We start from the raw sequence: 25,755 nt of genomic DNA, 5'->3' as shown, positions 1-25,755 counted from the left end.
GCGTCTGCCTGAGAGCGGGGGAGCGCCGCGCAACGCGTTCTCCGCTCGACGTGGTGGCGCTCAACCTAGCCGGGCGAACTCGAGGGCGCATCCATTGGCGCGCGCGGCCACGTCACGCCCGAGGCGCTGGAGATACTTCGCATCCAGCCGCTCCTGCTCGACAAGCTGCTCCACCACGCGGGGTGCCGCTTCTGCCACGCGTGCGGCGAGATCGCCCACCTCCCCGAGCAGCCTGCGCGGAAGCCGGCTGAGCTCCGCCTCCCGCGCCCACGCGGCGCGGTCGATGTCGCCGAGCACGGTCGTCCCGCCGATCGCCATGGCGATCCGAAGCTCGCGCCGTTGCCTGCTCCTGGTGATCAAGCCCAGCGCGCTGGCCACGTCGTACAGCGGCGCCAGCCGGCAATCCTCCCCCGGCTGGATCAGCAGCGAAAAGTTGCGCAGATGCGCATCGGTGCCGGCCGTGATCCATGCGTACGCCACGCCCAGGATGAACGCGTCGACGTCGTCCGAAGTCGCGTAGTCCCGCAGCAGGCGCACGATCTCGCGGATACCTGCGCCGCCCTCGCCCGCGTAACGCAGCGCCGGGTCCAGCCCAAGCGCCTGCGCCATGTCCTCCTGGTGCAGGCGGCGCACTTCGCCCCGCGCATCCGGGCGGCGGTCGTACCGTTCCACCGCAATGGCGCCCTGCTCGCCGACGCGCACCACGCGCGACGTGGCCGCCGCCAGTCCCGCCGCCCGCGCGAGCCTCAGGCAGAAGTGCTCGTTCTCGTTGTGTCCCACGACGCCGGGCAACGGCGGCTTGAGGATGTGGGTGCTCGCCCGCTGCCCGGAGGGCAAACCCCAGCGGTCGGTGTCCGGATCGCACACCAGGGCGACCTTGCCCAATGCGCCCGGCAGGCTGAACTGTCCCGTATGCGCCACGCGCAGGTCCGGGGACAAACGCGCCGCCACGTCGCGCAGCAGTCGCTCCAGCCGCGCATCGTCCAGCCACTCCACGCCTCCCAACGCCGCTCCGCGGACGATCGCCGCCACGCGTTCGGGTGTGGCGAACTGCACCGCCCCTACGCAGTCCTCGCCCACGTGGGCCAGCATTGCGTACGGGTCGTCGCGCGACGCTCCGAACTCGCGTTCAATCTCCTGCAGCCGGCCTTCGTTGTCGGGAAGCAGGCCGCGAAGCCAGTGGCGCACCGGCAGCCCCTCGTGCTCCGGCGCGGCGAGCGGAAGCGCCAGCGACACGGGGTAGGCATCGGCATCGCTCATCCACGCGTCGCTATAGCGCAGCCGGTACAGGCGGGACCCGGGCAAAGGCTCCACCTGCCCGACCACGGCGCGGTCCAGGAGAACGGCGAGCATCGGCGGGGTCTTCATTGGGCGCCTTCGCGCGCGGGCTCGTGCTGGCTGCGTGCATCCAGGCGCACGCCCAGGGCAGCGAGGGTCCGCAGCACCAGCGCGATCTCCAGGCGTTCGCTACCCGCCTCGAGCGCGGCCACCCACTGCCGTGAGCAGCCCACGCGCTCCGCCACGTCCTGCATGGTGAGCCCCTGGCGTTTGCGCTCCGTGCGCACCAGAAGCCCGATCTCGCGGGCTGTCCTGAGTCTCATCCCTTCCTCGACATCGAGAGTCGCTGCTTGTCATCATGTTAATGATCGGTAACAGATCCGCTAATGTCAATGATCGATAACATCATTCATTGTGTTATTCATCGTTACCACGGATTGGGTGGTGCGGTGAACATCCGAGCTCTGCGATCGCCGAGACGAGATCCTTCGTCGCGCGCAAGCATTTGAGCTACTTCAGGTTATCGAGGTGCGCTTCCTCAGGCTCAGGAAGTCAATTCTGGAGTCATTGCCGCGAGCTGAGTCACAGCGCGGCGGCGCTGTCAGCCATTCGTTCGGCGGGATGCCCGCTCCAGGCAAAGCTGAGGGTGGGTACAAAGGAAGAAGTGCGGCAGGGGGCCATGTGAATTTTTTTGGAGGGAGGCTCCTATGCTCATCCCGATCGTCAACTGGCGATAATGCCTGCTGGAAGCGCACCAGGCCCCGGCCTTCACGAACACCTGATGCGCGATCTCGCAAACTCTCGGATCGCGAGGAGGCCGGGTGTTCCCGCCGCGCTCGTGCGAGAGGACGGTTCACGGGATCGCGCATCAGGTGAAGCCGAATGGCAAATTGCGGGGCGTCTCCGAGGGCAATGGAGTTCCCGAAAAAAATTCTCATGGCCCCCTGCCGCGCTTCCATCCCTTTGCCGTTTCCGACGCTTCCAGGGAAGCTTTGTGCGCCCCGCCGCGGCAGACGTGCACGGACACCGTGGTGCGCATGCAGACTCGCACCGTTTCCGGCGATGCGCGACGTGCACGCCGAACCCAGAACGAGCGGGGAGCGTCGATGCCGACGCTCCCCGCTCACCCGTCGTGACCCGATGGCTCCGCTACAGCGCCGGCGTGATGACGATGGCGCCGTTCAGGTGGCCCGCGCCAAAGCGGAACTGGGCCGCAGCGGGGCGCAGGTACTGGATGGCGCCGATGTCGTTGGTGGACATGCCGCGCAGGGCTTCCAGGCCGCCCAGCCGCAGCGTCTCGAAGTACACGACCACCCCGTCGCGGCCGCTGAGCGTTTGCGGGCGCCCGGCCAGCAGCCAGCGCGGCCGCAGCGCCTGAACGGCCGTGAACGTGTCGCGCGAGCCCAGGCGCACCAGCTCGGTGCGCTGGATCGGCGCGTCGCCCCCCGCGCGCCGCGGCGTGGACGCCGACGAAGGCGGGAGACAGGCGGAAAGCGACAGGGTCGCGGCCAGCAGCAGGAATCGTGTTTTCATGGGAGGTGGATCGGCGGGGACAGGAACGGCGGGAAACACGCGGTGTCCCTCCATACTATGTCACCCTCGCCCCGCTCCACAAGTCTTTTGTTTCCGCACGCGGAAGCACCAAAAAGAGCCCCCCGGCCCGGATGGGCCAGGGGGCTCGTCTACCTCCCGCCGAACGGGTGGATGCGGATCAGCGCTGTCCGCAGCCGGCCTGCCAGGTGGGCGCCGCGGTGGGGTTGCGGTCCCACCAGATGCGGGTGGTGAACGCGTCCGGCCCCTGCCGCGTGATCGCCGCCTGCACGTTGCCGGCGTTGACCGCGCGCTCCACCGTGGAGTACAGCAGCCGGCGCGGCACCTCGTTCTGCGTGGCCTCCGGGCCGGGGCGCACGTTGAACGGCTCGCAGGTGCGGCGCCACTCGCTCCACGCCTGGATGCCCTCGGTGTACAGGGCGACCCACTTCTGCCGCGCGATCTGCCGCAGCCCCGCCTCGCCGCCCTGGTAGGCGACGCCCGGCTGCGCCAGGTAGTCGTCGATCGCCGCCTGGTCCGTCACCCCCCACTGCTCCATGGAGGCGCGGATGCCGGCCTCGTAGAAGCCCGCCGCCTGGGACGGCGACAGCCCGCCCAGCCCGCGCTCGGCCGCCTCGGCCTGGATGAACCGCACCTCGGCGTGGGTCAGCAGGTACGCGGGCAGGTTGGCCGCGTAGGTGAGCTGCCCGGGCTTGGAGGTGGTGGTCACCTGCACCACCGCCTCGCCGTGGCTCAGCGCGTTGGGCAGCCCGCGGTACACCGTGGGATCGTCCTCGGTGGGCTGCGCGTACGCCGCCAGCCGCGGGTCGTCCGTCGCCTGCAGCAGCTCCGTCAGGCGGGTGCTTACCCGGTGGTCGTCACGCGTCTGGAAGTTGACCGCCCACGGGTTGTCGTACACGCCGTTCCCCGGCCAGGGGAACCGCGCCGAGTGGGCGTTGCTGGTGAACACGCCGCCCGGGGCGCTGAACGCCGCCCGCAGCTGCGCGTCGGCCAGCGCCGGATCCACGTTCACCACGCGCAGCGCGTGGCGCGCCCGCAGCGAGTTGCTGAACTGCTGCCACGAGGCGCGGTTGCCGCCGTACAGCGGGTCGGCCCCGCCCAGCGACGGCCCGCCGGCCTGCGAGAGTGCCGTCGTGGCCTGCTCCAGCGTGCGGAACAGGTCGGCGTAGATCTCCTGCTGCGCGTCGTACGCCGGCTGGGCCGCGTTCGCCGCACCCAGCGAGTCGCCCGCCAGCGCGCTGAAGTACGGCACGTCGCCAAACAGGTCCGTCAGCACGCCGAACTCCCAGCTGCGCATCACCAGCGCCGGGCCGTACCAGCCGGGCGCGCCGGCCTCCATCCCCTTTTCGACCACCTGCTGGTAGTCCTTGAGCTCCTGGTAGTACGCCTGCCCGAAGTTGTTCTCGGTAAAGGTAGCCGTCAGGCGCTGGTACGCGTCGGTCTCGGGGTACTGCACCTCGGCCATGTGCTGGGCCAGCACCTCGAACTGCCGCAGCCCGGCGTCGCCCAGCCAGCGGCTGGCGCTGAGGCGCGTGGCGTTTACGAACAGCGTGGGCGCCGGAACGTCCTCGGGGCTGTTCGGGTTCTGGTTCACGTCCGTGAGCCCGTCGTCGCACGCCCCCGCGCCAAGCGCGAGGACGGCGGCGAGCCCCGGGGCAAGGAATCTCTTGTAGCTCATCTTGTTCAGCATCTCCTGCCGCTCAGGGGTTCACGCGAATGGTCACGCCCACGCTGCGCGGGTTGGCCGGCACCGCGTACTCGATCCCCTGGAAGTTGCCCGAGCTGTAGGCAAACTCGGGGTCGATGTTGGGCACGTCCGTCCACGTGAACAGGTTGCGCCCCGTCAGGGCGACGTTGACGTTGCCGGAGCCCAGCCGCCGCGTCCAGCGCGAGGGCAGGTCCCATCCCAGGCGCATCTCGCGCAGCTTTACGAAGCTGGCGTCGTACACGTAGGGCTCGATCACCGGGAAGTACCCCTGGAAGTACTTTTCCGCGGAAACGTTGACCGTGTTGGGCAGCCCCGTCTCCGTGTCGATGCCGTCCACCACGATGCCCGGGTTGTTGAAGTCGGCCTCGCGGCCGCGCAGCGACCCTTCCAGCACGCCGCTGTACTCGCCCACCGCGTTGGTGTAGCTGACGATCTTGCCGCCGCGGCGGATGTCGAACAGAAAGCCGAACGACAGGTTGCGCCAGGTGAAGTCGTTGTTCCAGCCGCCCGTCCAGTCCGGCTGCACCGCGCCCAGGTAGTGAAACTCGCCGTCGCTGAACGGCAGGCCGTCCTGGGTGAGCAGCTTGCCCGTGGCCGAGTCGCGGGCGAAGGTGTTGCCGTAGATGGCGCCCAGCGGCTTGCCCACCCGCGCCTCCACGCGCGAGTCGCCGAACAGCCCGCTGCCCAGGATGAACGTTTCCGTCCCGGGGAACAGCTCCTTTACCTCGCTGCGGTTGCGGCCGTAGTTGAAGGTGGTGGTCCAGCTCAGGCCGTTCTCGTTGCGGACGGGGGTAAGCCCCACCAGCGCCTCGAAGCCGTGGTTGGTCACCAGCCCCGCGTTCACCGCCTGCGACGAGAATCCCGACGCCGGCGACACCGGCACCGTGAAGATCTGGTTGCGGGTGCTCTCGTCGTACAGCGTGGCGTCGACGAAGAAGCGCGAGTCCATGAACTCCAGCTCCACGCCCACCTCGCGCGAGCGGGTGATCTCGGGCTTGAGCGCGGCGTTGGACAGCACGTCGCCCAGGGTGAACTGGGCCTGGCCGTCAAACTGCTGCGACACGCCCGTGTAGGTGGTGCGCAGCTGGTACGGCGACGCGTCGTTGCCCACCTGCGCGATCGAGGCGCGCACCTTGGCAAAGTTCAGCACGTCGCTGCGCAGCGAAGGCAGCGCGTCGGTGATCACCGCCGAGGTGCTGATGGACGGGTAGAAGTACGAGTTGCTTCCCTCCGGCAGCGTGCTGGACCAGTCGTTGCGCCCCGTGCCCTCCAGGGTAAGCCAGCCGTTCCAGGTAAGCGCCAGCGACCCGAAGGCGCTGTTCACGTGGCGCTCGCTCACCGACTGCCCCAGCGTGGGCGTGACCGCCGCGTTGGAGACGTTGTAGATCCCCGCCACGGTAAGGCCGTTGGTGGCCTGCGTGCGGCTGCGGAAGTACTCGCGGCGAATGCCGCCGCCCAGCAGCGCGTTCACGTTAAGCCCCGGCACCACGTCGCGGTCGGCCGTAAGCAGCAGCTCGCTGTTGTGCTCGTTGCTGTAGTCGTCCACGAACGAAAAGCCGCCGGCGTAGATCGGGTTGGTGAAGCCGATGTAGCCCGGGGCGTACAGCTGCTCCGCGCCAAACGTGTACAGGTCCGACCCGCTGCGCAGGGTGGCGTTCACCCCGTCCGCCAGCGAGTAGCTGGCCGTGCCGCTCACCAGCAGCCGGTCGCGCGCGTCCTCGATGCGGTTGGCGTTCTGGATCCAGAACGGGTTGTTGTGATAGTTGTAGTTCCAGTTGAACTCGCGCGCCGCCGGGCCGCCGTTCACGGCGCCGCCCCGCTCGTAGTCGCGCAGCGACTCGATGTCCACCTGGCGCCCGAACCAGAAGAACTGCTCCATGATGGACTGGTTGTAGCCCGTGCCCGGCCGGTTCACACCCGTGTTGCGGATGTAGTTGATGGTCGCGTTCACGTTCAGCCGGTCCGTCATCTGCACGGCACCCGTGAGCGCCGCCGAGAACTTTTCGAAGCTGTTGTTGGGCACGTAGCCCGACACGTTGTCGTAGCCGAACGAAAGGCGCGCGTTGGCGCTCTCCGTGCCGCCCGAAACGGCCACCGTGGTGGACGACGTGGCGCCGGTCTCGAAGAAGTTGCTCACGTTGTCCGGGTGCGCCACCCACGGCGTGGGCGTGCACGCGCCCGCCTCGTCGCGGGGGCTGTCGTGCTGGCAGATCAGCCGCCCGTCCAGCTGCGGACCCCAGCTCTGGTCGCTGCTGGCGAAGTAGTTGCCCGACGTGCCCTGGCCGTAGCGGTCCTGAAAGTCGGGGAGGATGGAGGGCCGCTCCAGCGTGTAGCTGGTGGTGACCTCCGTCTTGATGCCGCCGTCGGCGCTGGCGCCCTTCTTGGTGGTGATGACCACCGCGCCGTTGGCCGCGCGCGAGCCGTACAGCGCCGCCGCGTTGGGCCCCTTGAGCACCGTCACGGTGGCGATGTCCTCGGGGTTCAGGTCGCTGATGGCGTTGCCGTAGTCGTAGCCGCTCGACAGCCCGCCCCCGCGGTTGCGGTTGCTCACCGGCACGCCGTCCACGATGAACAGCGGCTGGTTGTTGCCGGCAATGGAGTTGGAGCCGCGGATCACCATGTTGTTGGAGCCGCCCTGCGTGCCGCCCCCGGTAATCTGCACGCCCGCCACCTTACCCTGCATCTGCGTCACCACGCTCTGCGTGCGCGTGGTGTTCAGGTCCTCGCTGGTCACGGCCTGCTGCGCGGTGCCCAGCTCGCTGCGATCGCGCTCCACGCCCATGGCGCTCACCACCACGTCCTGCAGCAGGATCACCTGCGCCTGCAGGGTAAAGTTCTGCGTAAGCGCGGCGCCCGGCGCCAGCGTCACGCCGCGCGTGACCGTGGCCAGCCCCTGGCGGGTGGCCGTGATCTGCGCGGTGGTGCCGGTGCCCACGCGGCTGGCGGGAACCGCCAGGCGGTAGGCGCCCTCGGCGTCGGTGGTGGCGCCCACCCCCAGCGCCTCGATCCGCACGCTCACCCCGGCCTCGGGCGAGCCCTGCGCGTTTGTCACGCGTCCGGTCACCGTCGCTCCCTCCTGCGCCGCCAGCGCGGCGGGTGCAAGAACGGCGATGGCCAGCGCGATGAGTCGACCAAGTCTTCTCATTCCCCTCGTTACTCCTTTGCCCGGCGGCTCCCCCCGAGCCGCCGGATGGCGTACGTCCCTCGCGAGCGGGGTTCGGCCCCCCTCGCGCCCTTGCACCCGGGCTCCCCCGGCCCGGCTGCCCGCATCCCGCCCCCGCGGGCGGGTACCAGAACGCCAGCACTCCAACCCCGGCGCATCCATCCTCCCCGCGCCTGAGCGATACCTTAGCGCCAATGCAGAGATCGACCGGCCAACGAACGCCGGTTTCGTATTCTGTATACCGGCGCGATGGAGACCGCTTATCTGCATCTCCTGCATAACGTTGTGGTGGGGGAATTGTACTACGGAGCGGATATTTGTTCCATAGCTGATTTCGTTCGCTTTGTAATAATGTACTTTTACCGCAAATAAGTGATATTTATGAGAGTGCTACTCGCGCGTGTCGGCGACCGAACGCTCGGGGGATGTGTGGCAGGTGAGGGATGTAGCAGAAGGCGGAGCCGAGCCACACGGGAGGAGAGATGCCGGCGGGGAGATATAAAGGTTGTTTGCACAACTATTGTTGAATGATGCATCTGTGGCAGATGCGTGTGGAGTGGCGGATTCTGGATTGCAGGTTCTCGCGCGCATGCTTCGCCCGCGAGCGAAGCTGAAGATGATGCGCGACTGCTACGTACGTGCTACGTCAGAAGATTTTTTCTTATGAACGTACGTTCTGGAGCACATGGACGGTGGCGTCTGTAGCAGCGGCATGTGGACGTTTCTTCGTGTTACGCCTGGAGAGGATCGGACGGGGGCAGCACGATGGGACGCAACGCTTGTGATTGGACGGGTTTGATGGTTTATTTAGGAACGCTCCACTCAGGCGCGCGCACCATCTCCCGCCCAAGCTGGTTCTTTCGATGTCCTGGTCTGCCACACGCACGATTTTCGGGCTTCTTCTCGCCACCGGCGCGCTGACGGCGGTGCTGATGGCCCGCGGCATCGCCGGCGAGGAGCCCGTGGTGGATGCGCTGCGCCCGGTGGACGGCGAGGCGCCGGGCACCGCCGCCGAAAGGGCCACGGCTGATTCGGCGCGCCCCGCCAAGCCGAAGCGGCAGATCGTGCCGGACGTGGAGGTGGTGGTGAACATCCCCAGCGGGCGGCTGCAGCTGGTGCAGGGCGACAGCGTGGTGCGCACCTACCCCGTTTCCGTGGGCTCCGCGCGGTACGCCACGCCGGTGGGCGACTACCTGCTGGCCACGGTGATCTTCAACCCCTGGTGGCATCCGCCGGAGAGCGAGTGGGCGCGCAACCGCAAGCCCACGCCGCCGGGGCCGGGCAACCCCATGGGCCGCGTAAAGCTGCACATGGATGACCTCATCTACATCCATGGCACCACGTCCGAGGGGCGGCTGGGCGCGCCCGCGTCGCACGGCTGCATCCGCATGAGCAACACCGACGTGGTGGACCTTGCGCGCCGGCTGCACCGCATCGCCAACCCGTCCATGGGCGACGGCGAGCTGGACGCCATGTCGCGCGCCGGCACCACGCAGCGCCACACGGTGATGTCGCGCTCCATCCGCATGCGGGTAAGCTACCAGGTGGCCGAACTGCGGGGTGACCGGCTGCACGTGTTCCCCGACGTCTACGGCAGATCCGATGGATTAGCGGCGCACGTAAAGCGCGAGCTGGCGCGCGGCGGCGTGGACACCGCGGCGATCCCGGCTCCCGCGATGGCGCGGCTGCGGCAGGGTGCCGCGCGTGGCGGCGCCTCGTTCGCGCTTGCCGACATCCCCACGCTGCAGCCGCTGCCGCCCGAGCCGCCCCGCGAGCAGGGGCCGCGCGTGCTGGGCGACCCCGCGCCCCTGCGCGAGGTCCCGCGCGACACCATCGTCATCGGCCGCGTGCCGGAGCCCGTCTCCGAGCCCGCCATCGACGACGCGCCCGTGGACGAGCCCGTCACCGAGCCGGCCAGCGACGAGCCCTGATCCTGAGAAGAGGATGAGGTACAGAGGAACAGAGAAAAAGGAGAGATGCAGAGGAAAACGGATCCTCTGCATCTCTCTTTTTCCCCCTGTTCCTCTGTACCCCATCCTCTGTTGGGGACGTGCTCAGGCGCTTGGTCAGCCAAAGGCGCGGAGCTCGGCGGCGCGGGTAAAGGCGGCGTAGGCCTGGGCCAGCGCGCGGTCTGCTTCGGGGCCGCCGGCCTCGGGCGGCAGGGGGCCCAACTGGCGCAGGACGGCATCGGGCACGGCGGGCGCGCGCGGCGAAAAGGTGAGCGACGCCATCTCCGGCCCGGCGCGCCAGAAGCTCGCCGCCACGGGTGGGTCTGTGGAATCCGGCTCCGCATCCGCCGGCGCGCCCTCATCCACCCCTTCGTTCGCCTCGACCGGCTGGGCCGCGCGAAGCTCGCGGAGCCGCGCCAGCAGGTCGTCGCGGGGGCGGCCGCGCCAGGAGAGCACCAGGAACGGGTCCGCGTCGAACGCCTCGGCCAGGATGTAGTAGGTGGCCGCGACGTGCTTGCACGGGTTCACCGGGTCCGGGCACGAGCACTCCGACCGCAGCTCCTCGCGCCGCGTGGGAAAGAGCGACAATCCGGCGGCGGCGAACGCCTGCTCCACGTCGCGCGGCATCTCGCCCGCCAGCAGCGCCGCCAGGAACAGCGCCTGGTCCGCCAGCGCCGCCTCGGCCCGCGCCCACTCGGCGTCGGTGAACGGCACCAGGCCCAGGCGCACACCGTAGGGCTTCGGCCGCGACCCCTGCACCGCGGCGGTAACACCGCCGGGCGTCACCCGCAAGTCCATCACCTGACCGCTGCGGGCGTAGCTGCGGCCGCGCGTCAGCCGCCCGGCATCGGCCACCTCCTTGAGCGCGGCGATAAAGCGCTGGCTCCACCACGTTTCGCCGATCTCGCCGCGGGTGCTGCGCGCCTTGATGCCATCCCTGGCGGCGCGGCGCGGCCCCGTCTCCCAGTCCCGCCAGTCGGTCATCGGCCGCTCCTCACTCCGCCACCGCGTCCGCGGAGAGCGCGACCACGCGCCGCAACTCGTCCGTGGACATCTCCGTCAGCCAGGCCTCGCCCGTGCCCAGCACGCTGCCGGCGAGCGCCTTCTTTTCCTCGATCACCTGGTCGATGCGCTCCTCCAGCGTTCCCGCGCACACCAGCTTGCGCACCTGCACGTCGCGCCGCTGGCCGATGCGAAAGGCACGGTCCGTCGCCTGGTCCTCCACGGCGGGGTTCCACCACCGGTCAAAGTGGATCACGTGGTTGGCCGCCGTAAGGTTGAGCCCCGTACCGCCGGCCTTGAGGGAAAGGAGCAGCACCGGCGGCCCGTCCGCGCCCTGAAACCGCGCCACCAGCGCGTCGCGGTCCGCTTTGCGGGTGCCGCCGTGAAGGAACGGGATCTCGCGGGCAAAGCGCTCCTGCAGGCGCGCCTGCAGCAGGTGTCCCATCTCGGCGAACTGGGTAAAGACCAGCGCGCGGTCGCCCACCTGCATCACCTCGTCCAGCAGCTCCTCCAGCCGCTCCAGCTTGCCCGAGCGCCCGGCCAGCGCCGAGCCGTCGCCCAGCAGCTGCGCGGGATGGTTGCACGCCTGCTTGAGCCGCAGCAGCATGGAAAGCACCAGCCCGCGCTGCTGGATGCCGTCGCTCCCCTCGATGCGGCGCAGCATGTCGTCCACCACGGCCTGGTACAGCGACGCCTGCTCGCGGGTAAGGTTGCAGAAGACCTTCATCTCCTGCTTGTCGGGCAGGTCCTGGATGATGCCGCGGTCCGTCTTGAGGCGGCGGAGGATAAAGGGCCCCGCCAGCCGCTTGAGCTGGGCGGCGCGGTCCGCGTCCCGGTAGCGCTCGATGGGCAGGGCGAATTTCGCGCGAAAGTCGCGGGCCGAGCCCAGCAGGCCGGGGTTCAGAAAGTCCAGGATGGACCACATCTCCGACAGCCGGTTTTCCACCGGCGTCCCCGTGAGTGCAATGCGGCGCGGGGCGCGGAAGGATCGCACCGCCTGCGCCTGCCGCGCGGCCGAGTTCTTTACGTTCTGCGCCTCGTCCAGCACCACGCGCCCCCAGTCCACCGCGCCCAGCTCGTCGCGGTCGCGCGCGGCCAGGGCATAGGTGGTGATGACCAGGTCGCTGCCACGCACGGCCCGGCGCAGCGCGGCCCCGCCCAGCCGCTCGCCGCCGTGGTGCACGTGCACGCGCAGCCCCGGGGCAAAGCGCGCCGCCTCGCGCTGCCAGTTGCCCACCAGCGACATGGGGCACACCAGCAGCGTGGGCAGCGTCTTCTTTCCTTTCGCCGGGCGCAGCGGCCGGGCAAGCAGGAGCGCCAGCAGCTGCACCGTCTTGCCCAGTCCCATGTCGTCCGCCAGGCAGGCGCCCAGCCCCACCCCCTCCATGAACGCCAGCCACGAGAGCCCGCGCGCCTGGTACGGCCGCAGCGTCCCCGTGAACGACTCGGGCACCGCCACCGGCTGCACCCGCGCGTCGGCGGCTGACGCCAGCAGCTCGCCCAGCCATCCCTCCGCCTCTACCTCGTCCACGGGCAGCGCGGTGCCGGCGCCGTCGGCGCCGGCAGCCAGGCGCAGCAGCTCCGCGGCGGACATCTCGCCGCTGGCGCCCTGCTCGAACAGGCGTAGCGCGGCCGTCATCTCCTCCGGCCGCAGCTCCACCCACTGCCCGCGAAAGCGCACCAGCGGCACCTTGGCCTGCGCCAGCGCCAGGAACTCGTCCGCCGTAAGCGGCTGCCCGCCGATGGACACGCGCCAGTCGTACGCCAGCAGCGTTTCCAGCCCAAAGCGCCCCTCCGCCGCGCCGGCCGGGGCGGAGGTGGAGCGTGCCTTCAGCTTGAGCCCCAGCCGCGCGGCCGGCCCGTTCCACCAGGGCGGCACCCGCACGCCAAAGCCGGCCTGCGCCAGCAGCGGCGCGTCCTCGCGCAAAAAGCGGTAGGCGCCCTCCGCGTCCAGCGACATCCCCGTGGGGCACGCGCCCCGCAGTGCGGGCTGAAGGCCGGGGACCAGCCGCAGCGCGCGTCCCAGGTCTTCCAGCAGGCGCTCCTGCGGCTGTTCCAGCGTGCGGCGGAACACCTGCAGCGCGCCGCGCGCCCGCCACACCTCGCCCGCGGGCACCAGCAGGCTGGGATCGTCCACCGGCTGCAGCAGAAAGTCCAGCCGCCACGCGTCCACCTTCGCCCCGCGTTCCAGCTGTTCGGCCGCCGCGTCCGCGTCCGCGACGGGATCGACGGGCGGCGTGAGTTGAAAGCAGGTGCGGATGCCGCTTGCCGCCGCGGGGGCCAGCGTGCGGCTCCACGCGGCCAGCGCGGCGTGCATCCGCTCCCACCCGGCCCCGCCCGCGCGCGGCGTCGCCTCCGCCGCGAACAGCGCGTCGCGCCACGCCTGCGCCGGCTCGCGCGGCTCGCTTCGACGTGGCGCGGGGATGGGGATCTGCTCCCCCCCCCGCCGCACGCACGCGTCCGTCAGCGCGTCCAGCGCGCGCCCCGCCGCGTCGTCCATGGCCGTCGGGGGCGCGTGCGCGGCACAGGCGCCGGGCATGGCGCGGCGCAGCGCGGCCACCCGCTCCCCGTCCGCCTCGGCGGCCAGCAGCGGCCGCCAGCGCGCCACCCAGCGCCCGCCGTGCGCCGGCTCCAGCAGCGGCAGCACGCGCCCGCCCGCCACCAGCTCCAGCGCCAGCGTGGCCACCTCCGCGAACCAGCGCACGCTCTGGCCCAGCACCACGCCCGGCGCGTCCGCGGGGAGCGCGAGCAGCAGGTCCAGTGCGTCCGCCGCCTGCATCGACAGCACCTCCACCGTCCACGCCGCCGTCGCCCTGCCCGCGCCGCCCTCGTCCGGCGCCACGTGCCCCAGGTGCGGCGACGCCAGCGGCACCCGCGCGCCAGAGGGCAGGTGCAGGGTGATCTCCCCCGCGCCGGCGCCGGCGGCGGGCCTCTGCTCGCCCAGCGCCTCGCGCAGCGCTGCCGCGGTCGCGGCGAACGGATGCGGCCGTGGCGGACGGGGCCTGCGCCCGCGCGAAGGCTCCAGCGCGGCGAGGCGCTGGGACGATTCACCCCACAGGTGCAGGCCGAACGGGCTCCAGCAGGCGTGTACGGCGATCACGCGGATTTCATGCGAGGAATACCTGCCGCAGGGCGGGTCCCGCGGCTCGCGCACAATGTACACTTGTAGGGGCGGAAGATGAAGCGGCTCGCTCCCCAACGATGATCGAAGCAGCGGAAAGAAGGGGTCTCACACGGAGTGAACGGAGTCTACGGAGTTTTCTCGTGCCGTTTCCCGGACGCTCGTGCCGATCCGCTCACCGGAATGGCCTCACACAGAGTTAACAGAGTCAACAGAGTTTCACGAGGCGTTTCCCTGGCTTTCACGATCTGAAGCCGGATACCTGGTGTCGGGTGCGGGTGGGGGATGTCGACGAGGCAGGATCTTTTGTGAGGGCGTCGGGAACGGGAGGTAGATGGAATGCGGCAGGGGGCCATCCGCGTTTTTTGAGGGAGGCATGCGGATTGGTGGATGATCTCCGGAGCGCACGAGAACACGTAGATCGCACCACCTGATGCGCGATCTGGAGAAGCATCCACCCACCCCGCGCTAGCGGAGACACTGAGAAAACGATGAGGCGCGGAGAACGACTGACGTTCTCCGCGCCTCCGCGTGAAGCCGGCGGTCAACCCGCCGGCGGAGCAGGTCAGAGCCCCAGTACCTCCACGCCCTGTTCAAAGACCACGTCCACGGGGATGCCGGCGCCGGCCAGGCGGTCCAGGTCGCCCTGCAGCTCGGCGTCGATCACGCCGTAGCGCTCCATGAAGCCCTGCACGCCCGCGTAGTCGCCGTCGCCCTGAAAGCGCAGGATCTGCGCGGAAAGGGCGTCCATCGCCGCGCGCATGCGCACCGGGTCCACGCGGTAGGTGCCGGTGGCGGCGTCGCGGGCAAAGGCGCCGCGCTCCTTGAAGTAGTTGAATCGCGCGATGTTGGCGCGGCCGTGCGCGCTGCTGGCGCCAAAGCGCACCGAGCGGAAGATGCTGGCCAGGAAGGTGACGTAGCTGTCCATCACGTCGCCCTGAAGCTCACCCATCTCCTGCAGCTGCACCTGCATGAACAGCCCCAGCACGTCGGCCTTGCCCTCTTCCAGCGCGCTGGCCTGGTCGCGCAGCGACTCGCGCACGGTGCCGCGGCCGTTGATGGTGTTCTTGATCCCCAGCCCGTGCGCCACCTCGTGGAACATGGTGTTGCCGAAGAACGCGTCGAAGGTGATGTGCCGCCGCTGGTCCGGCGCGATCAGCATCCCCGCGATGGGCACCAGGATGCGGTCGTACTTGGCGCGCATGGCGTTGCGAAGCTGCAGGCGGCGCGTGCCCTTTTGCAGCTGCACCTGCTCGTCGTTGGGCAGGTTGATGGCGATGGTCTTGCTTCCCGCGTTGCTCTCACCCGCGTAGTACACCACGTCGTACGCGTTCAGCTCGCTGTCCATCCCCGGAGTCTCGCGCCTGTACTCCTCGGGCACCGGCAGGCTGCGCTGCAGGTTGGGGAGCAGCGTGGCGTAGCGGGAAAGGCGGCGGCTCCACTCCTGGTCCTTGATCAGCACGTACGCCTCGTACGACGCCTTGTAGCCAAAGAGCGCGTCCTCGTACGTCTCGATGGGGCCGATCACCACGTCCAGCGGATTGCTCTTCATGTCCAGCCACGCCAGGTCGCTGGGCTGAAAGTCGTCCGTGAGCAGCGCGTCGGCGCGCAGTTCCAGGTAGCGGCGCAGCCCGGGATCCTGCGCCAGCGCGGCGGCCTGGCGCAGCTTGTCGGACGCGCGCTGCAGCCGCGGCCGGAACGCCTGGTGGTACGGCACCGCCGTCAGCCGCCCGCCGGGGCCGCGGCGCACCAGGGTGTACAGCCCCTTCAGCGAGTCCGCGCGCGCGCCGCCGGCGGCCGTCTGCGCCTCGAACTCCTCCTTCGTCATGTCCGCCGGATACGACGTCCCGCCGTCCGGCTTGGCGCCTACGCCGGGAAGGAAGGGCGCGTTCCCCGCCAGCCGGTCCCACGGCCCGTAGTTGATCTCCGCGTAGCGCCGCACGCGCGGGTCGCGGATGGAGGCCAGCAGCGAGTCCAGGTTGCCGTACGCCTGTAGCTTGAAGATCTCGTCCATCTCCCGCGCCGCGTCGATCAGCAGCGGGATCATCCGCCGGTCGGCGGCGCTCAGCGGCAGGTCGGTGGTAAGGCGCACCGGCGTGTACCGCGCCAGCTTGATGTCGATGGAATCCTGCGCCGCACCGCCCGCCATGCTTGCCGGAGCGGCCATCTCGGGCGCGGCCGACGGGGACGCCGTGGCGTTGGGGGCGTTCTGGACGGTAGCGGGCGCGCACGCCGCGAGCGCCGCAAGGCTCGCCGCCGCGCACCGGTGCCGAATGGTCATGGGAAATTCTCTGGAAAGGTGAACCTGGTTCAAACGCGGCGCACGATACTTCGCGTGCAGCCCATCCGGCAAGCGGCAGGGCGCCGGCGGGATCCAGCAGGCGTGGGCCCGCATCACGTCGATGCAGTCCACTCACGGATTACGGCTGTACGGAGGCGGAGGCGCGGAGAACGCGGAGAACGCGAGGAGTTCTCCGCGCCCTCCGCGTCTCCGCGTGAGCCGCTTTTCGTCCGGACGCTGATCTACCGCGGCGGCTCCAGTTCAAAGAGGCCGATGGGGCGGGGTGCATCGTCGCGGCCGATGCTCCACTTCGTCATCCCGATCTTCCACCCCTCCGCCTCCATCGCCTCCAGCAGCCGCAGGCTGGGTGCGCGGAAGGGGTCGGAGAGCAGGATGCGGCCACCCGGCGCGAGGTTGGAGTCGAAGATGCGGCGCAGGTGCGGGTGCATCGACTCGCCGTACAGGATGTCGGAGCCGATGATCCAGTCGTAGCGCGCCTCGTCCGTCCAGTCGACCCAATCCACCAGCCGGTGCTCGATGGAGCCCACGCCGTTGCGCTCCACATTGCGCTTGCAAACCGACATCGCCATCTCCTGCTTGTCCGTCTGCACCACGTGCGCGCCGAGAGACGCGGCCACGATTCCCGGCAGCCCCGTCCCCGCACCCAGCTCCAGCACCCGCTTGCCGCGCATCTCGTCCGCCCGCGCCGCCACCTCGTGCGCCAGGCCGATCGCCGCGGGCCACAGGACCACGCCGTACGGCAGGCGCTCCCGCAGCTCCATGAGAAAGTGCGCCTCGTCGTCGCGGCTCAGCACCGATTCGGAGTGCAGAATGCTCCACGTGCGCCCGCCCAGCCCCAGCCGGTACTCGTGCAGCGGAAAGTCCCCGGCGGTGGTGTGCAGCACCTCCGCCTGAACGGTGGATTCGCTCATCGTGATCTATGGATGGATGATGCGCGCCGGATGCACACCATGGGCGTTCGGTGGATGCGGATCGATGCGCATCCGCCTACAAGAATGCTGCCGGTCGCTGAACAAGCACGGGGCGGCACGCGTCGATGCGTGCCGCCCCGCGCCCGATGTGTGGATCCAGATGCGGCGGTTACGATCAGATACCGCCGGTGGGGAACCACTCCGCGAACGTCCAGCGCTGGCCGGGGCTCGCTGGCCGATCGTCTTGGTCAAACAGGGCAAGCTCCTCGTGGTCCGGATCGTCTCCGCCCGCGCACGCCGTGCGGCACGCGATCCCCGGCTCCCCCGCCGCGTACAAGTCGCCGCCGATCGGCTGGCACACGTCCCACCCGCAGCCGTCCGGGTACGTCACCGGCAGGCCCAGCGCCAGCACGCCGTCGTCGGTCACCGCGTCCACGCAGTCCGCGCGCGGCACGTCGAAGCCCTGCAGGTGCGGCCGGCGGTCGGGGCGCAGGTCGAACAGGCTGTGCGCCTCGCCGGTGAAGTTGTCGTGCGCCTGCAGCGCCGCCATACGGATGGTGCGGTTGAGGTACAGCGTCCGGTGCGCGCCAGGCGCGTTCCAGCGCCCCCCGCGAATCTGCGAATGCGAGGTGTCCGCGCAGTCCACCCATCCCGGCTTGCACACGCGATAGTAGACCCCCCCGCGGCCAACCCGCCTCATCGCCCCTCGAACGAGTAGAGGCGGGCCAGGTACGCGCGCACGTGCTCGGTGCCGTGGGGCTGCGCCAGCACCTGAAGGATGGAGCGGTCGCCCAGCCCGCGCGCGGAGTTGCGGACCACCTGCGGAATGCGCTCGGGGATCAGCTCTTCGTACAGCACGCGCGCCACGTCTCTGGCGCGCTCCACGTCCGCCACCCGATCGGCGGGAACGCCGTTCTTGCGCCACTGGTCAACCGCCTGCCGGGTGACGCCGAACAGCGCCCCCGCCTCGGCGCTGCTCAGCCCTAAGGTCTGCTGGATCTCTTCGAGTGCGCTCACGCTGCCGGTTACGCGCAGGACCTCCTGCGTTAGGGTGACCAGGAAGCCCGCCGTAATAACCAGCCGCGCGCGCGCCTGGCCCGCGTGCGGACGCGGCGCACGAATGGATTCCACCCAAACGCCACACGACGTGGCCAGGTCGCGCAGCTCGTGGGCGAGCGCCCACACCAGCCATCCGCCCGGCGCGTCGTCGTCCACGCCGAACGAGAGCCCCGCGTCGACGATCTTGATCCCCGCCATCTGCAGCGCGTTGCCGCGAACGTCGTCGGGGAACTTCTGGTGGACGATCTCGTGGGCCAGTGAGTAGCAGGAGCGGGCGTACGCGCTGGCGTCGCGCACCGCACCAGTGCGCTCGAACCGGTCCATCGCGGCCTCCGCGGCCCCGATGCGCGGATCGCTCGCGACCTCCTGGATCTCACTTCGTGTTCCTGTCAGCAGCGCCGTAGCCATCATCCCTGTTTCTCCCATTGGTGGGTACGGGAGCGTAAAACATCTGCAAGCAAAATGCAAGTGCATGTGCAAGGTAAAAACAACCGAGGTGTTGCCGTCCCTGGGGCTCGCTGGCTCCACAACAACCTGATCCCCCTGCGGGTAAACGAACGCGGGGAGCGCCAGCCGGTGCTCCCCGCATCTTCCGTCAGCCCTCCGCCGTCAGCGGCGCTGCAGAAGCTGGTCGATCTTGTGCCACTCCTGCGTCAGGTCTGCCCGGTCCTCCGCGTCCAAGGGTTCGCCGTCGCCGTCCTTCAGCAGCTTCATCAGCCGGTCGCGCCGCTGTTCAAGCTTCGCGCGTTCCGTGTCGGACAGGTTGTTCGGGTCTGCCATCGGCGGCTCCCTTTGGGTGGATGCGTATCGATCCCCTTGCGGCTGTGCTCCAGTACCCGGCTGCACGCAAAGCGGTCACGTCCACCCTCTCGCCTGCCTCCATCCTCGTGCTGGCGGACGGTTCTCCCGATCGCGCATCAGGTGGTGCGATCGACGTACTCTCGTGCGCTCCGGACGCCCATCTACCGATCCGCACCCCTCTCAAAAAAATTCTCATGGCCCCCTGCCGCATTCCACCTACCTCCCGTTTCCGATGCCCTCACAAAAGTGTGTGCCGCGTCGACAGCCAGAAGGCTATCCGACACCTGGAATCTCGGCTCTGCATCGCAGGCGCAGAGGAAACGGCACGAACAAACTCTGTTGACTCTGTTAACTCTGTGTGAGGCCTATCCGTTTTGAACGCGATGGATCCAGAGGAAACGCCACGAGCAAACTCCGTTGACTCCGTTAACTCCGTGTGAGGCCATCTCTTGTCTGTTCTACAAACGAACACGAGCGCCGGCTCCCCGAAAGGAACCGGCGCCCGTGGTTTTCTCCAACCGCTCGCACGGAACGCCGCCGGGTTACCCCGGGCGACGCCCCCTGCTCACGACAGCATCAGGAGCCGACGCGCATCACGTTCTCGGCGGCCGGACCCTTCGGACCGTCCACGATGTCGAACTCCACCATCTCGCCCTCGGTGAGCGACTTGAAGCCCTCGGCCTTGATGGCCGAGAAGTGGACGAACAGGTCCCTGCCACCCTCGCGTTCGATGAAGCCGAAGCCCTTGGCGTCATTGAACCACTTAACCTTCCCGGTCGAACGGGACATCTCCTACTCCTGCTGCTGCGGTGAGCATGTGTTCCCGGCGCGGACGGAGCCGCACCGTGGGGTTCCCCGCACCGGACCGTCCGGCGCGCGGGCAATGCGCCCCTGGGGCGCAATGTTCTGCGGCAATCCGGGCCGGACGCACGTGTGCGCACCGGGGTCCGGGCCTCTCCGTGGGGTGGTCGTGCTGATCCTGCGGAAACCGGTCGTACGCGGGGAGAGGAAAGCTCTGTCGCGCGGGGGCTCGCGGGGCCACGTGCGGAGGATGTTGCCGATGTTGGCGCCCTAGATAAGACGCTCCCACGAGAATGTCAAGAAAAATCTTGCTCGCGGGAGCGTTGTCGCTCCTCAGGGGACATTCGCGGGGATGCGGATCTCGATCCCGGAGCCGCCCAGCACGCACACCAGCCGCTGCCGCACCTCGCCCCCCATCTGCGAAACCAGCCAGGCTACGACACCAGGGCGCCACTCGTCTTCCCCCGCCACGCGGCGCGCGGGGGGGCCGGCCTCGCCCGGCGCGCGGCCGTCGTCCTCCACCCCCAGCACCAGAAATCCGCGCCCATCCGCCTCCTCTTCCGTGCGCAGCTCCAGCAGCACGCGGGTACGCGCGCGGCGGGCGGCGCCGGCGAGAAGATTCGCCGTCAGCCGGGACAGAAAGCTTTCCCGCCCGGGCACCACCGTCCCCGGCGGCAGGTCGCACACCAGGCGCACCTCCACCTGCGGGCCGCTCAGGGGGAGAAAGCGGCGCACGGCGCGCTCCACCGTGCCGCGCGGCTCGTACGCCACCTCCGGGCTTAGCGCGGCGCCGCGAAGCACGTCCATCACGTCACGCAGCATCGCCCGCATCTCCGTCCCCGCCTCCACCGTCCGCTGCAGCTCGGGGAGCGGCGAGCGGCCGTGGCGTGCGTCTTCCGCCGCCAGCCGCGCGCGCTGCTCCAGCGAATACGCCGCGTCGGCAAGGTCGTGCAGCAGCTCGGCCGAAACCTGTCCCAGCGCCTCCATCCGTTCACGCACCTCCATGATGGAGCGGCCGTTCTCGCCGCCGGATGCGCCCTGTGGTCCGGGCATCATGCTCGCCTTCCTTTCCTTCGGTTCACGCCCCCGCCCCGGCCAGAACGCCGGAGTGCGCAAGCGGCTCCCTGCCACGCGCCGGGAGCTCCGCCCCCCGCGCCTCCGTCTCCGCCTCCGCCCGAAAGCGGCCCGCCAGCGCGTCCAGGGTGGCCGCCGCCGCCGCCGTGCGCTGGCTGGTGGCCGCCAGCGATTCCATCGCCACCCGCTGCTCGCCCGCGGCCCCGGCACTTCGCCGGGCGCGCGCCAGCGACGCGTCGGAAAGGGTGCGGATACGCCCCACGTCCGCCCGCAGCGCCTCCATGGCCGCCGCCTGCCGGTCCACGTCGCCCGTAATGCGCTCGATGAACTGCACCGTGCGCGACAGTCCCTCCACGATGATCCCCAGCGAGTCCTTTCCCGCCCCCGCCACGGCGCCTACGCCGCTGATCCGCGTGGATCCCGCCTCCAGCCGGCCGCGCACCTCCGCCAGCGCCGCCGCCGTTTCCTCCACCACGCCCGACACCTCCAACGCGGAGGTGGCCGCCTGCGCGGCCAGCTGCCGCACTTCTCCCGCCACCACGGCAAAGCCGCGCCCCTGCTCGCCCGCGCGGGCGGCCTCGATGGCGGCGTTCAGCGCCAGCAGGTTGGTCTGCTCCGCGATCTCGCCGATCGCCGTCACAAAGCCGCTCACCCGCGCCCCCGCCGCCTCCAGCGCGTCCACGGCCGCGGCTAGGCGCCGGTAGTCGTCCGTCAGCTCCACCAGCATCGACCCGGCGCGCTCCACCCGCCGCGCGTGCTCCTCCGCCTCGCCGCGCAGCCCGCGGGCGGCCTCCATGCTGCGCGCCGCCTCCGCGCGCAGGTCCGCGCTCTCGCGCGCGATCCCTTGCACGGCGGCCTCGCCGCTGGCCACCAGCTCCAGCTGCTGCCCCGCCTCTTCCGCCCCCTGCGTGGTCGCGTCGCCGATGGTCCGCGCCGCGGCCTGTACCTCTTCCGCCGTGGACCGCAGCGTGTCGGAAAGGGAGGCGAGCGAGCGGGCGTGCGCCTGGATCTGCCGCACCACCTCGCCCACCGCGTGCGACATCCCGTTGACGGAAACGGAAAGAAAGCCCAGGTCGTCCAGGTGGCGGTCCGGCAGGCGCCCGGTGAAGTCGCCCTCCTGCGCGCGGGCCAGCGCCTGCCGTACGCGCCGCAGCCGGCGGGTGTACGCCATGGGCCCGATCGCCGCCAGCCAGGCGGAGCCCAGCAGGAACAGGCTTTCCAGCCCGATCAGCGGCCAGTTGACCGGGGTGTCCGCGACCCCGAACCCCAGGGCGCGGCCCAGCGGGTACATCAGGAACATGGCCGCCCACTGCGTGCGCGCCGCCCGCGGCATCCCCAGCGCGTATCCGCCCACGATAAAGACCAGCACCGGCATCACCAGGTACCCGTGCACCCCCAGCGCCGCGGTAAGGCCCGTGATCATCACCGCGTCCGTCAGCATCATCCCCCAGAACTGCCCGGGGGCGAACCGGCCCGCGCGGTGCAGCGCCAGGGCTACGGCGTTCGCCACGAAGCTGATGCCGGCAAACCCCAGCGCGATGGGGACGGCGATGTCGAAGACGTGCGTAAAGATGCCGGCCAGGGCCATCACGATCGACAGCGTGGTGATGGCCCAGCGCTGCTGGATGGCCTGCCGGTGCCGCTCCTGCATGACCAGGAGCCGCTCGCGGGCAAAGAGCTCGGCAAAGTGGGCGGATGAGCCGTTCACGGCGACCTGCACTGCGGCGGTATGGCGAGGAGGGGGGCGCGTTCCGTCCGTGGCGTGAATGGATATTGTTGCGGTGCAGCCCCCGATAAGTCAAGCACTTGCGTGCATGGAGGCCGCGGTTTCGCGCAGCAGCTCCCAGGCGGCGCGCACGTGCGCCTCCGTCGTCCGCAGGTTGCCGATGGCCAGCCGCAGCGCCAGCCGGCCGCGGATGCGCGTGTGGCTCAGAAAAGCGCGCCCGGTGGCGTTTACCGCCGCCATGATGCGCTCGTTGTGCGCGTCCGCCGCCTCGCCATCCATCCCGGCCGGCGCGTGGCGAAAGACGACCAGGCTAAGCGGCACCGGTGCCATCGTCTCCCACCCCGGCTCCGCATCGACCCACGCCGCGAGCTGCTTCGCGAGCCGCACGTGCTCGCGGATGCGCGCCGCCATCCCCTCCGCGCCAAAGTAGCGCAGCACCATCCACAGCTTGAGCGCGCGAAAGCGCTTTCCCAGCGCCGGCCCGTAGTCCATCAGGTTGGTGACGGACGCGCCCTCAGGGGTGATCAGGTACTCCGGCACCAGCGAGAACGCGCGGCGGATGATCTCCGGCCGGCGCGAATACAGCACGGAGCAGTCGACCGGGACGAACATCCACTTGTGCGGATTGACGACCAGCGAGTCCGCCCGCTCCGCGCCGTCCAGCACGTGCCGCAGCTCCGGGACGAGCGCCGCGGAGCCACCGTACGCCGCGTCCACGTGCAGCCAGACGCCGTGCCGTTCACAGACGTCCGCGATGGCGGCAACGGGGTCGATGCTGGTGGTCGACGTGGTCCCCACCGTGGCCACGACGCACAGCGGGTGAACGCCGGCCGCGCGGTCTTCCACGATCGCCGCCTCCAGCGCCGCCGGGTCCATGCGGAACTCCGCGTCCGTGGGGATCTTGCGCGTCCCCGCCATCCCGATCCCCAGCGTGATCCCGGCCTTGTCGATGGACGAGTGCACCTCCTGGGAGGCGTAGACGCGCAGCCGCGGCAGGTCGCGCCCGCTCATCCCCTCTTCGCGCACCCCCAGCCCCGCCGCCTCGCGCGCCGCGGCGATGGCCACCAGGGTGCTGATGGAGGCGGTGTCCTGGATGGTGCCGTGGAAGCCCTCCGGCAGCCCCATCAGCTGCCGCAGCCAGTCCAGCGTGCGCTCCTCCAGCTCCGTCTGCGCGGGGCCCGTGCGCCAGAGCATGGCGTTGGTGTTGAGCGCCGCCGACAGCATCTCGCCCAGGATCCCCGGCCCCGACCCCGTGATGGCGAAGTAGGCAAAGAAGTCCGGGTGATTCCAGTGCGTCACGCCGGGGACCACGACGTCGCGGAAGTCGCGCAGGATCTCCTCCACCCCCTCGCCGGCTTCCGGAGCGGACGCCGGCAGCCGCGCCGCCACCTCGCCCGGCTGCACCTGCGCCAGCACCGGGTACTCGCCCACGTTCGCCAGGTAGTCCGCCATCCAGTCCACCACGGCGTGCGCGTGCCTCCGGAACTCCTCCGGCGGCATGTCTCCGGACGCGGCGCGGGCGTGCGGCTTCTGCGAGATATCGGTCATGTTCGTCAAAGGCGGATGCGGTGTGGCTTCTACGTCGGAAGGGGGATGATGCGCCTGCGGGAGTGGCGGCGAAAGGGGCCGGCTGCGAATGCGGGCGGGTGGCATGGATCACGGCTTTTGCTCCCGGGGAGCCGTCGAATGCCGCCTGCGGTAATCGCGATCCGCGTGAACCTGTTCTTTTCAAGGCACCAGCAGGAAAGCGCGGCTGATGTCGATGCAGATCAGCGCTCCGCGCTGACGACGCCGCGGGCAACAACAGGGCGGACGGAGCCCTGCCTGGCTACGTCCGCACTCGCGCTCCACGGATGGCGCGCGACAATAGGGTCGATCCGCGCGCGCTGGCGAATGGGGAGCGCCGTGCCCGGTCCAGCGCAGGGGGCAGACGCGAAGAGGCCGGCCCCGCCGGGGCCGGCCTCTTCGTCACCGTCCTTCATCCCGCCGGGATCCGGCGATTCCGGATCAGAACGAGAGCGTCGCCACCAGGGGGCAGCCCAGCGTGCCCGGGGGCGGCGTGGCCACCTGCTGCTGCGCTGTGCCCGACCGCAGGAGCACCTGCGACGACGCGCGCACCCGCAGCTGCACGATGCCGTTGCCGTTCGTCCACCCGCCCGTGCCGCCCGCGTAGCTGATGCCCGCCGCGTTCACGAACTCGTTTGTGCGCGGCGTGGCGGTGCCCGCGAACAGCACCTGCACCGAGATGCACTCCGGCGGGAACGGCACGTCCACGTTGCGGCGCGGCGCCAGCGTCCCGACCGTGGTGTTCTGCGTGGTGGGCGTGACCGTGACCTGTCCCTCTTCCACCCAGATGCCCTGCAGCGCGTCGAAGCGCCACAACGGGCGGGTGCCCGGGGGGGTGCCGCCGCTCGCGGGGAACTGCAGGGCTGCCTGCTGCCCCGGCGACAGGTCCAGCTGCTGCCCCTGCGGGTCGCGCACGTCCACGGTCAGCATGCCGTACGACTGGATCTGTACGAGGGTGTTCGCGAAGGTGCGGCCCGTAAAGTCGCCCGGCGCGGTGCTGAACTGCACCGGGTTGCCGGGGTCGATGTAGGTAGCGCGCACCGTTACCGGGGTGGCCGGCGGGACCGGAAAGGCGTTGGCCGGGATGATGACCTGCCCGCCGCCCGCGATGGGCACGGTGCCGCCCGCGCCCGCGGGAAACACCACCGGCGGCGCCAGCGGCTGAATGCGGATGGGCCGCGTGAGCAGCACGCCCGCGCGCACCTCGTAGATCGCCGTGGTGCCGTCGTACCCCGGCGCGTTCACCGACACCGCCAGGCGCGACGTGGGCGGCAGGCCGTTCAGGACGAACGAGCCGGACGTGTTGGTGGTGGTCTGCGCGCCGTTGGGCGTGCTCACCAGGGCCCCGGCCACCGGCTGCCCCTGCAGGTTCACCACCGTCCCCCCGATGTCGCCGCCGCTGGCCACGCTGGCCGAGGGCTCGAACTCCGGGCTGGCCACCTGCTCGCAGGCGGCGGCGCCGCCCAGCAGCAGCGCCCCCAGCGCGAGCACCCGCGCCGCATTCCGCTGGCCGTCACGTCTCCAACTGATCTTCATGGGTCCCCCGAGGAGTGGGATGTGAAGAGTGGGATCGCACGGCCAGATGGGTGGCCGCCGAACCAGGAGAGGCTACGCCTGTTCAGGTGAATACAGGCGCAAAAAGAGTATAGCGATTGGCAGGCAAATGCACAATATGCGTCCTGAAATGCGCGGTAACTGTGCGCCGTAGGATTCCTCCATACCGCGCTGTGACCGGAGGATAGG

The 25,755-nt window shown here is 70.0% G+C and carries 18 protein-coding genes; 1 reads left to right on the top strand and 17 read right to left on the bottom strand.

All coding sequences use genetic code 11. From position 1 onward, the window contains the following. Positions 1-60: 60 nt before the first annotated feature. The 5 genes from ACOJUJ_RS21765 to ACOJUJ_RS21745 form a co-directional block, all read right to left on the bottom strand. Entirely contained in the window at positions 61-1,368 is a 1,308-nt protein-coding gene (locus tag ACOJUJ_RS21765) for a HipA domain-containing protein (protein WP_420129021.1), read from the bottom strand. Next, on the bottom strand, positions 1,365-1,601 hold the full coding sequence (locus ACOJUJ_RS21760) for a helix-turn-helix domain-containing protein (RefSeq protein WP_420129020.1): 237 nt from the start codon (positions 1,599-1,601) through the stop codon (positions 1,365-1,367). The genes ACOJUJ_RS21765 and ACOJUJ_RS21760 overlap by 4 nt, the downstream gene beginning before the upstream one ends. 826 nt (positions 1,602-2,427) lie before the next feature. After that, complete coding sequence (locus tag ACOJUJ_RS21755; protein WP_420129019.1) at positions 2,428-2,811, bottom strand: hypothetical protein; 384 nt, start codon at positions 2,809-2,811, stop codon at positions 2,428-2,430. 178 nt (positions 2,812-2,989) lie between these two features. After that, a complete protein-coding gene (locus ACOJUJ_RS21750; protein WP_420129018.1) occupies positions 2,990-4,507 on the bottom strand; it encodes a SusD/RagB family nutrient-binding outer membrane lipoprotein in 1,518 nt (505 codons plus the stop codon). 22 nt (positions 4,508-4,529) lie between these two features. Further along, positions 4,530-7,682 (bottom strand): SusC/RagA family TonB-linked outer membrane protein, encoded by a 3,153-nt coding sequence (locus ACOJUJ_RS21745; protein WP_420129017.1) that lies wholly within the window; start codon positions 7,680-7,682, stop codon positions 4,530-4,532. Positions 7,683-8,563: 881 nt separating this feature from the next. On the opposite strand from ACOJUJ_RS21745, the gene ACOJUJ_RS21740 reads away from it, so the two are divergent. After that, complete coding sequence (locus ACOJUJ_RS21740) at positions 8,564-9,631, top strand: L,D-transpeptidase family protein (protein ID WP_420129016.1); 1,068 nt, start codon at positions 8,564-8,566, stop codon at positions 9,629-9,631. 135 nt (positions 9,632-9,766) lie between these two features. Here ACOJUJ_RS21740 and ACOJUJ_RS21735 read toward each other — a convergent pair whose 3' ends face one another. From ACOJUJ_RS21735 to ACOJUJ_RS21680, 12 genes are all read right to left on the bottom strand, one after another. Then, on the bottom strand, positions 9,767-10,633 hold the full coding sequence (locus ACOJUJ_RS21735) for a hypothetical protein (protein WP_420129015.1): 867 nt from the start codon (positions 10,631-10,633) through the stop codon (positions 9,767-9,769). A 10-nt stretch (positions 10,634-10,643) separates the two neighbouring features. Then, positions 10,644-13,751, bottom strand: a complete 3,108-nt coding sequence (locus ACOJUJ_RS21730) for an SNF2-related protein (RefSeq protein ID WP_420129014.1) — start codon at positions 13,749-13,751, stop codon at positions 10,644-10,646. A gap of 586 nt (positions 13,752-14,337) precedes the next feature. Next, entirely contained in the window at positions 14,338-16,053 is a 1,716-nt protein-coding gene (locus tag ACOJUJ_RS21725; protein ID WP_420129013.1) for a dipeptidyl-peptidase 3 family protein, read from the bottom strand. Positions 16,054-16,295: 242 nt separating this feature from the next. Beyond that, positions 16,296-16,985, bottom strand: a complete 690-nt coding sequence (locus tag ACOJUJ_RS21720) for a class I SAM-dependent methyltransferase (protein WP_420129012.1) — start codon at positions 16,983-16,985, stop codon at positions 16,296-16,298. A 175-nt stretch (positions 16,986-17,160) separates the two neighbouring features. After that, positions 17,161-17,685, bottom strand: coding sequence for an RES domain-containing protein (locus ACOJUJ_RS21715; RefSeq protein ID WP_420129011.1), 525 nt, complete (start codon positions 17,683-17,685; stop codon positions 17,161-17,163). Beyond that, positions 17,682-18,455, bottom strand: coding sequence for a hypothetical protein (locus ACOJUJ_RS21710; protein WP_420129010.1), 774 nt, complete (start codon positions 18,453-18,455; stop codon positions 17,682-17,684). The genes ACOJUJ_RS21715 and ACOJUJ_RS21710 overlap by 4 nt, the downstream gene beginning before the upstream one ends. Before the next feature lie 198 nt (positions 18,456-18,653). Further along, entirely contained in the window at positions 18,654-18,824 is a 171-nt protein-coding gene (locus ACOJUJ_RS21705; protein ID WP_420129009.1) for a hypothetical protein, read from the bottom strand. Positions 18,825-19,421: 597 nt separating this feature from the next. Further along, on the bottom strand, positions 19,422-19,634 hold the full coding sequence (locus tag ACOJUJ_RS21700) for a cold shock domain-containing protein (RefSeq protein ID WP_420129008.1): 213 nt from the start codon (positions 19,632-19,634) through the stop codon (positions 19,422-19,424). A 345-nt stretch (positions 19,635-19,979) separates the two neighbouring features. Next, positions 19,980-20,702, bottom strand: a complete 723-nt coding sequence (locus tag ACOJUJ_RS21695) for a hypothetical protein (protein ID WP_420129007.1) — start codon at positions 20,700-20,702, stop codon at positions 19,980-19,982. Between the two features lie 22 nt (positions 20,703-20,724). Continuing rightward, a complete protein-coding gene (locus ACOJUJ_RS21690; protein ID WP_420129006.1) occupies positions 20,725-22,428 on the bottom strand; it encodes a methyl-accepting chemotaxis protein in 1,704 nt (567 codons plus the stop codon). 90 nt (positions 22,429-22,518) lie between these two features. Beyond that, positions 22,519-23,994 carry a pyridoxal phosphate-dependent decarboxylase family protein gene (locus ACOJUJ_RS21685; protein WP_420129005.1) on the bottom strand — a complete coding sequence of 492 codons (1,476 nt, stop codon included), beginning with the start codon at positions 23,992-23,994 and terminating at the stop codon, positions 22,519-22,521. Positions 23,995-24,453: 459 nt separating this feature from the next. Beyond that, positions 24,454-25,548, bottom strand: a complete 1,095-nt coding sequence (locus ACOJUJ_RS21680; protein ID WP_420129004.1) for a carboxypeptidase-like regulatory domain-containing protein — start codon at positions 25,546-25,548, stop codon at positions 24,454-24,456. Positions 25,549-25,755: the final 207 nt, after the last annotated feature.

Origin of the sequence: Longimicrobium sp., assembly GCF_048594345.1 — a bacterium.
Taxonomy (GTDB): domain Bacteria; phylum Gemmatimonadota; class Gemmatimonadetes; order Longimicrobiales; family Longimicrobiaceae; genus Longimicrobium.
This window is presented reverse-complemented; position numbering and strand designations above follow the sequence as displayed.

Excerpts from the sequence above, each read along its gene's own strand:
- ACOJUJ_RS21765 (WP_420129021.1), bottom strand. The coding sequence starts at position 1,368 with ATGAAGACCCCGCCGATGCTCGCCGTTCTCCTGGACCGCGCCGTGGTC.
- ACOJUJ_RS21760 (WP_420129020.1), bottom strand. The coding sequence starts at position 1,601 with ATGAGACTCAGGACAGCCCGCGAGATCGGGCTTCTGGTGCGCACGGAG.
- ACOJUJ_RS21755 (WP_420129019.1), bottom strand. The coding sequence starts at position 2,811 with ATGAAAACACGATTCCTGCTGCTGGCCGCGACCCTGTCGCTTTCCGCC.
- ACOJUJ_RS21750 (WP_420129018.1), bottom strand. The coding sequence starts at position 4,507 with ATGAGCTACAAGAGATTCCTTGCCCCGGGGCTCGCCGCCGTCCTCGCG.
- ACOJUJ_RS21745 (WP_420129017.1), bottom strand. The coding sequence starts at position 7,682 with ATGAGAAGACTTGGTCGACTCATCGCGCTGGCCATCGCCGTTCTTGCA.
- ACOJUJ_RS21740 (WP_420129016.1), top strand. The coding sequence starts at position 8,564 with ATGTCCTGGTCTGCCACACGCACGATTTTCGGGCTTCTTCTCGCCACC.
- ACOJUJ_RS21735 (WP_420129015.1), bottom strand. The coding sequence starts at position 10,633 with ATGACCGACTGGCGGGACTGGGAGACGGGGCCGCGCCGCGCCGCCAGG.
- ACOJUJ_RS21725 (WP_420129013.1), bottom strand. The coding sequence starts at position 16,053 with ATGACCATTCGGCACCGGTGCGCGGCGGCGAGCCTTGCGGCGCTCGCG.
- ACOJUJ_RS21720 (WP_420129012.1), bottom strand. The coding sequence starts at position 16,985 with ATGAGCGAATCCACCGTTCAGGCGGAGGTGCTGCACACCACCGCCGGG.
- ACOJUJ_RS21715 (WP_420129011.1), bottom strand. The coding sequence starts at position 17,685 with ATGAGGCGGGTTGGCCGCGGGGGGGTCTACTATCGCGTGTGCAAGCCG.
- ACOJUJ_RS21710 (WP_420129010.1), bottom strand. The coding sequence starts at position 18,455 with ATGATGGCTACGGCGCTGCTGACAGGAACACGAAGTGAGATCCAGGAG.
- ACOJUJ_RS21705 (WP_420129009.1), bottom strand. The coding sequence starts at position 18,824 with ATGGCAGACCCGAACAACCTGTCCGACACGGAACGCGCGAAGCTTGAA.
- ACOJUJ_RS21700 (WP_420129008.1), bottom strand. The coding sequence starts at position 19,634 with ATGTCCCGTTCGACCGGGAAGGTTAAGTGGTTCAATGACGCCAAGGGC.
- ACOJUJ_RS21695 (WP_420129007.1), bottom strand. The coding sequence starts at position 20,702 with ATGATGCCCGGACCACAGGGCGCATCCGGCGGCGAGAACGGCCGCTCC.
- ACOJUJ_RS21685 (WP_420129005.1), bottom strand. The coding sequence starts at position 23,994 with ATGACCGATATCTCGCAGAAGCCGCACGCCCGCGCCGCGTCCGGAGAC.
- ACOJUJ_RS21680 (WP_420129004.1), bottom strand. The coding sequence starts at position 25,548 with ATGAAGATCAGTTGGAGACGTGACGGCCAGCGGAATGCGGCGCGGGTG.